This window comes from Mesorhizobium sp. M1A.F.Ca.IN.020.06.1.1 (assembly GCF_004023265.1).
Lineage (GTDB): Bacteria > Pseudomonadota > Alphaproteobacteria > Rhizobiales > Rhizobiaceae > Mesorhizobium.
Window position 1 is genome coordinate 1 of record NZ_RZSR01000287.1, and the last position, 6,168, is coordinate 6,168.

At 62.3% G+C, this 6,168-nt stretch carries 6 protein-coding genes; 2 read left to right on the top strand and 4 right to left on the bottom strand.

What is annotated here, in order from left to right:
- The first annotated feature begins 238 nt into the window (after window positions 1-238).
- Entirely contained in the window at window positions 239-1,054 is an 816-nt protein-coding gene (locus EOA60_RS14740; protein WP_095825097.1) for a glycosyltransferase family 2 protein, read from the top strand.
- A gap of 105 nt (window positions 1,055-1,159) precedes the next feature.
- Here EOA60_RS14740 and EOA60_RS14745 read toward each other — a convergent pair whose 3' ends face one another.
- Window positions 1,160-1,942, bottom strand: coding sequence for a hypothetical protein (locus EOA60_RS14745; protein ID WP_164748256.1), 783 nt, complete (start codon window positions 1,940-1,942; stop codon window positions 1,160-1,162).
- Window positions 1,943-2,047: 105 nt separating this feature from the next.
- Here EOA60_RS14745 and EOA60_RS14750 point away from each other — a divergent pair, with 105 nt between their 5' ends.
- A complete protein-coding gene (locus EOA60_RS14750; protein ID WP_164896061.1) occupies window positions 2,048-3,019 on the top strand; it encodes a polysaccharide pyruvyl transferase family protein in 972 nt (323 codons plus the stop codon).
- 55 nt (window positions 3,020-3,074) lie between these two features.
- On the opposite strand, the gene EOA60_RS14755 is transcribed toward EOA60_RS14750, so the two are convergent.
- The 3 genes from EOA60_RS14755 to EOA60_RS14770 form a co-directional block, all read right to left on the bottom strand.
- The gene (locus EOA60_RS14755; RefSeq protein WP_095825204.1) at window positions 3,075-3,944 is read right to left on the bottom strand and encodes an aspartate/glutamate racemase family protein; all 870 of its coding nucleotides are present in this window, start codon (window positions 3,942-3,944) and stop codon (window positions 3,075-3,077) included.
- A gap of 40 nt (window positions 3,945-3,984) precedes the next feature.
- Window positions 3,985-5,226 carry a D-amino acid dehydrogenase gene (locus EOA60_RS14760; RefSeq protein ID WP_095825099.1) on the bottom strand — a complete coding sequence of 414 codons (1,242 nt, stop codon included), beginning with the start codon at window positions 5,224-5,226 and terminating at the stop codon, window positions 3,985-3,987.
- Window positions 5,227-5,505: 279 nt separating this feature from the next.
- Window positions 5,506-6,168 (bottom strand): PLP-dependent aspartate aminotransferase family protein (locus EOA60_RS14770; protein WP_206628138.1); only part of this gene is annotated, 663 nt, incomplete at its 5' end.

Sequence of the window (6,168 nt, forward strand, 5' to 3'; positions counted from 1 at the left end):
GTCGACTGGTCGGCCAGTCGCCTTGGCACTTTGCCGATCAGATATTCCGAAAATAAGCGAATTCTAATTACATTGACGATGGCGGTTTAACGTCAATAGAAAGGAGGTGGGTTCTTGGTGGGGTGCGGGGAATGCTTGGGGAGACGGTGCGCGCAATATTTGCGCGCGGAAGACTGCGTTGTTGCAGTCCTATCCGAAACAGTTTTGATCAACGCGAAGAAGCGGCTGGGGCATTTTCATGACCCCCGCCGGATCTGTATCGGTTTCGGTGATCGTCAATACTTACAATTGGCCAGGGGCGCTGAAGCTCAGTCTCCAGTCGCTCGCCTGCCAAACCGACCGCTGCTTCGAGGTGATCATCGCTGACGACGGATCGCGCCAAGACACGGCCGATGTAATCAAGCTCTTTACCGACTCCGCCTCGATCCCGGTCAGGCACGTCTGGCACGAAGACATCGGCTTTCGCCGTTCCGCAATCCTGAACAAGGCGATAGGCGAGGCGTGCGGCCCCTATTTGATCTTCGTCGACGGAGACTGCATTCTGCAGCCCGACTTCGTTGCCCAGCATCGGGCGCTTGCCAAGCCGAACTACGTCATCACCGGCAGCCGCATTCTGCTCAGCCAGGAATTCAGCAAGCAATTGCTGGCGGCAGGGACGTGGAACTACCGAGCATTTCGCCGGAATATCCTGCGGCACCGGTTGAAAGGCGACATTTCCAAGATCGTCGCGTTTTTCGTGCGGCTGCCCTGGCGGACGATGTCGGATTATCGTTCCTTCGTCTTCCGGCGCATTAAGGGCTGCAATCTCGCCTGTTGGAAAAGCGATGCGCTGTCGGTCGGCGGCTTCGACGAGACCTTCACAGGCTGGGGTTATGAAGATGCCGACTTCGTTTTCCGGTTGCAGGATAAGGGCATCATTCGGCGCGCCGGCACCTGGGCGACCGAGGTGCTGCATATCTGGCACAAGCCTGCCGATCCGAGCCGCGCTGCCACGAACCAGAAGGTAGTGCTCGATAGAATAGAGGCTGCCCGCCTTCGCAACAAAGCGGCGTGACGAATGCTGCCCTAGGATCGGACTCCAAAGGGCTTGGATATCGGGCACGATAAAACAATCGCTTGGAGCGCGTTAAAGGCCGTTTTCAACAAGCGACCCATTTTTTTAGAGGCCAAACTTGGTATAAAGCTCTGCCAGTGGCGAACCAGCCGGTGGCGGTCTGTGCTTTACATCGCGCAGCTTCTCGTTCCACAGATGCAAGGTCAGCGTCTGCTCACTCAGAACCGCGTCTAGCGAAAACGCCGGATCGTAGACAGCCTGCGCTTGGCGGTAATCGAGCGGATAAAAGACTTCTCGTGGCAGTGCAGACTCAAACCGCCCATGCTTGCGGGCCAGCGCCGTTATCGCACCGGGACCGTAAGTTCCCCAGGGGAGGTCGGCTGGGCGCACCGGCAGGCCAATGAAGTTCTTGAACCGGGCCATGCGCGCTCCCCGCTTGCGCGTCCAAGGCGGAAAGTAGTTGTTGCAGAAAAGGCCCTCCAGCTCGGCCGTCATCGGCAGACCGGCATCGAGGTAAAGGACGGCGCCGTTGATGAGAGTCGCGCTCTCAAGACCGAACAAGCAATCTCCGTCAATGTTCACCTTCTTGAGGCAAACCACGTCGAGGTCGGACCACAGCCCGCCATCGATCAGCTGAAGCCGGTAGCGGAAGTAGTCGGAGGCGAGCGCATAAGAGCCGGTCTCCCGATGCCGTAGACGCTTCATGCTGGCAAAGGGAACAGTGAGCTCGGCGTCGATCAGATCGACTTCGGCCGGCACGTTTGCAACAGGGTTGTAAACATGCAGGCGCACGGCGTGTCCGCAGGCCAGCCAGGAGGCTATCGACAGCAATTCAACACGACCGAGTCTGTCGCCAATCCAAAGCATGTTCACTGCAGGAGCAGCCATGTTGCCCGCCTTCTCGTGTTTCTCTATGCGACGCAGAGGGGCGCCTCCCGACTTGCAGGAGGCGGCTGTCTTAATTGATCTCGAGAGAAACTCAATCGTATGTCGTTGCTCAGCCGCAAATGCCGGTCCTTTAAGCGTCGTCACAGATTGCTGAGGCGCACCGCCGCCTCGCCTATTTCGCTTGTTTGGTGGGGAAGTTTCGAAGGCGGCGGCGGGGCGACTGTCGGCGATCTGCATGCGGTAGAAAACCTATCGGCGGCGCTACGCCGGGCCGGCCATGACCATCAAGTTCTGAGCCATCCGGCCTTGGGCATTGTGGACCACTGCCAGGTGAGGGACCTGTTCGACGTGCGCCGCGAAATCGAAACGCTAGTGTTCGTCTGCGGCCCCATCGTTCAGACCGACGAATTGGTAGACCTGCTAGCGGTGCACCGGAAAGCGAGGAAGCTCGCGGTTGGCGTCAGCGTCATTTCCCGGCACCGGCAGATGGCTGCCCGCTTCGAAGCCGTGCTGGCGCGCGACGGCCTATCAAGACAATCCTTCGATCTCGCCATTTCGCGTTCTCTGCCTTGCGCGGCACCTGAGCCCGGCAAGCGGCTGAAGGCTGGACTGTGCTTGCGTGGCGACCAGCGGGATTACGGCGACGGCATGACCGAATGGGCGAAAGCTGAGCGTCTTTTGTTGCAACTTGCCGAAACCTTCGGTCTCGATACCGAGCCGATCGACACAGTGTTGAGGCCCGGGAATGAGGCAACAAAGATCGAGCAACAGTTCGAGACCGTTGACCTGGTACTGACAACGCGGCTGCACGGCTCGCTCTATGGGCTTTCAAAAGGCAAGCCGGTGATCGCCATCGACCAGATCAAGGGAACGGGTAAGGTGAAACCGATTCTCGACCGCATCGGCTGGCCGCTCGCTTACTCGATCGAGGAAGCCAATGAAGCTCTGCTCGCCTACCAGATGCGCCAGGTCCTGACCGAATGGCCAGTCGAGATGGTCACCAGTTCGCAGGCAACGATCTTGGACCTGTCTTCCATGGCTCGGGCCGATGCCGTGGCGCTGATTGGTCGGAGATAAGGGATAGCACCGAGCACAAACGCTCAAAGAAGGGGCTAGCCTTCCTGGCATGCTGTCAAAGGGCGGTCGGCTCTGGTCGGCGGGTGGAAGGAACAACGGGCAACGCGAACAGCCGGCCGCCGGAAGGCACGACGTCGTCGATGCCGGCGAGCCGCAGGCAGTGCCAGGCCATGGCGTGGTTGGACGAGGTGACGGGAATGCCGATGCGCTGCTCCAGTTCCGCCACCGCCTCGGCGACGCGCAGGCTGGTGCAGGAGATGAAGATCGCGTCCACGCCGGGCGCCGCCGCCATGCGCTCGGCCGCGGCCTCGATCGAGGCGAGCGAGATGCGGGCCGCCTCGCGGTCGTCGCGCCGGTCGAAAGTGGCGACGGCGACAATGTCGAGGCCGCGTCCGGTGAAATAGGTGACGAGGCCCTGGTTGATCTCGGGGGCATAAGGCGTCAGCAGGCCGATGCCCTTGGCGCCGAGCGCCTTGAAGGCGGCAAGCGCGCCCGTCACCGGCGTGGTGCAGGCGACGCCCGGCCGCGCCTTCCTGATCTCGGCGAAGACGGCTTCCTCGCCGAGCGTCATGGTGGCCGAGGTGCAGCCGAAGCCGACGACGTCGAGCGGGATGCTGGGCAGGATGAGGTCGACGGTCGGCGCGATGCGCGGGCCGATGGCGCGCAGCGTGTCGGGGGTGATGTCGTTGTCGTTGAAGAGGCGGGCCTCGTAGAAGGCGACGCCCGGAATGCGCACCAACGCGCGGAACTCATGCTCCAGCGTCTGGTCCGTGGCCAGGATCGCAAGCCCGATCGCCGCGCGCGAGGCAAGGCCGCCGTCGAGTTCGGACGGAAGCACGCCCAGATCGGCCGGCTTGGGATCGACCGGCTTGGGATCGACCGGTCCCGAAGATTGAGGGCGGGTAGCAGCCGCGCTGACAGACATGGCATTCCCTTTCCTGGCCGATCCGTCCGGGATCATGCTCTCAATTCAAAAGACCGTCCATCGAGATGGCCGGCTTGCGGCCGGCGATCAGGTCGGCGGTGATGCGCGCCGAGCCATGCGACATGGTCCAGCCGATATGGCCGTGCCCGGTGTTGAGATAGAGATTACCGAGGCGGCGGCGCCCGAATTCGGGCAGATTGTTCGGCGTCATCGGCCTCAAGCCCGCCCACATCTCGGCGCGGTCATAGTCGGCGCCCTCGGGATAAAGCTCCTGCGTCACGCCCTTCATGAAGGCGAAATCGGCCGGCTTGTGGCTGGTGTCGTAGCCGGCGAATTCCGCCGTCGCGGTGACGCGCAGCCGGTCGCCGAAGCGCGACACGGCGACCAGATTGTGCTCGTCTATCGCCGCGATGGTCGGCGGCCGAGGCTGGTTGCCGATCGAAATGGTCAGCGAATAACCCTTGATCGGGTAGATCGGCAGGTTGATCCCGACCGTCTTCGCGATCAGCGGGCTGTAGGAGCCGAGCGCCAGCACATAGGCGTCGCCCTTGACGCTGCCCTTGTCGGTCAGCACCTGTGCCACGCCATCGCCCGAGGTCTCGATGCCGGTGATGGTCGTGCCGGTGCGGATTTCGCCGCCGCGCTCGACGACCTTTGCCGCGAGCGCCCGGGTGAATTTGGCCGGGTCGCCGGTTTCGTCGGTCGGGCAATGGATGCCGCCGGCGATCTTTTCCCGCGCGGAAGCCAGCGACGGGTCGAGCGCGACGATGGCGTCACGGTCGAGCACCTTGATCAGCTGGCCGTCTGATTCAAGCAGCCGCATATGCTCGACGCCTTTATCGAGCGCCTGCTGGCTGCGATAGAAATAGAGAATGCCGCGACCGTTGCGGTCGTAGTCGATCTGCTCGTCGGCAATCACCTTGTGCAGCACGCTCTGCGAATAGACGGCAAGCCGATGCTTGAGCAGCGTGTTGCGCCTGGCCTTCTCGGCCGTGCATTCCATCAGGAACAGCCATGACCAGCTGTAAAGCCTCGGATCGGCCGACAGCTTGAAGCGCAGCGCCTGGTCCTTCAGCACCAGCGATTTCAACAGGATTAATGGCGCCCTGGGCGACGACCAGACGAAGGAATGTCCCGGCGCGATCATGCCGGCATTGCCCCAGCTGGTCTCGGCGGCGACTTGGCTCTGGCGCTCGAGGACGACCACCTCGTGCCCGTCCTTCTGCAGCTGATAGGCGGTGGTGACGCCGACAACGCCGCCACCCAACACGATCACGCGCATCACGCCTCCGGAGATCGCATGTTGGCAGGCAATTTAGTCGGTGGATTGCGGTCTGCAATGGCACAGGCACCGAGATGTCGGCGGGACAGCGCCCCTCTCTGGCCTGTCGGCCATCTCCCCCTCAAGGGGGCAGATCAGATGTCACGGCGGCTTTCGCAAATTACCGGCGTTGCAGCAAGGGTGAGGCGATGAAACAGCCAATCTCCCCCCTCGTGGGGGAGATGTCCGGCAGGACAGAGGGGGGCGCGAAGGATCACAACGATTGATCCTCGAAGGCACTCACCCCCGCAACGCCTGCTCCAGATCCGCGATCAGATCATCGCCATCCTCGATCCCGCAGGACAGGCGCACCAGCGAATCCGAGATACCTATCTCACCGCGCTTCTCCGCGGGGATCGAGCCGTGCGTCATCAGCGCCGGATGCTCGATCAGGCTTTCGACGCCGCCGAGGCTTTCGGCGAGCGTGAAAAGCTGCGTGCGTTCGAGGAAGCGTTTGGTGCCGGCGAGGTCGCGGTCGAGGTCGACCGAGATCATGCCGCCGAAGGCGTGCATCTGGCGCTTGGCGATCTCGTGCTGCGGGTGGCTCGCCAGCCCGGGGTAGATGACGCGGCGCACGTCCTTGCGGGCTTCCAGCCACTGCGCGATCTTCAGGCCGTTGGCGGAATGGCGCTCCATCCGAAGCGCCAGCGTCTTGATGCCGCGCAGCGCCAGAAAACTGTCGAACGGGCCGGAAATGGCGCCGATGGCGTTCTGCAGGAATTTCAGCCGATCGGCCAAATCCTTGTCGTCGCCGACGACCGCCACGCCGCCGACCATGTCGGAATGTCCGTTCAAGTATTTCGTCGTCGAGTGGACGACGATGTCGATGCCGAGCTCCAGCGGCCGCTGGATGTAGGGGCTGGCAAAAGTGTTGTCGGCGACAGTCAGCAGGCCTTTGCGCTT

Excerpts from the sequence above, each read along its gene's own strand:
- EOA60_RS14760 (WP_095825099.1), bottom strand. The coding sequence starts at position 5,226 with ATGCGCGTGATCGTGTTGGGTGGCGGCGTTGTCGGCGTCACCACCGCC.
- EOA60_RS14755 (WP_095825204.1), bottom strand. The coding sequence starts at position 3,944 with ATGTCTGTCAGCGCGGCTGCTACCCGCCCTCAATCTTCGGGACCGGTC.
- EOA60_RS14740 (WP_095825097.1), top strand. The coding sequence starts at position 239 with ATGACCCCCGCCGGATCTGTATCGGTTTCGGTGATCGTCAATACTTAC.
- EOA60_RS14745 (WP_164748256.1), bottom strand. The coding sequence starts at position 1,942 with ATGGCTGCTCCTGCAGTGAACATGCTTTGGATTGGCGACAGACTCGGT.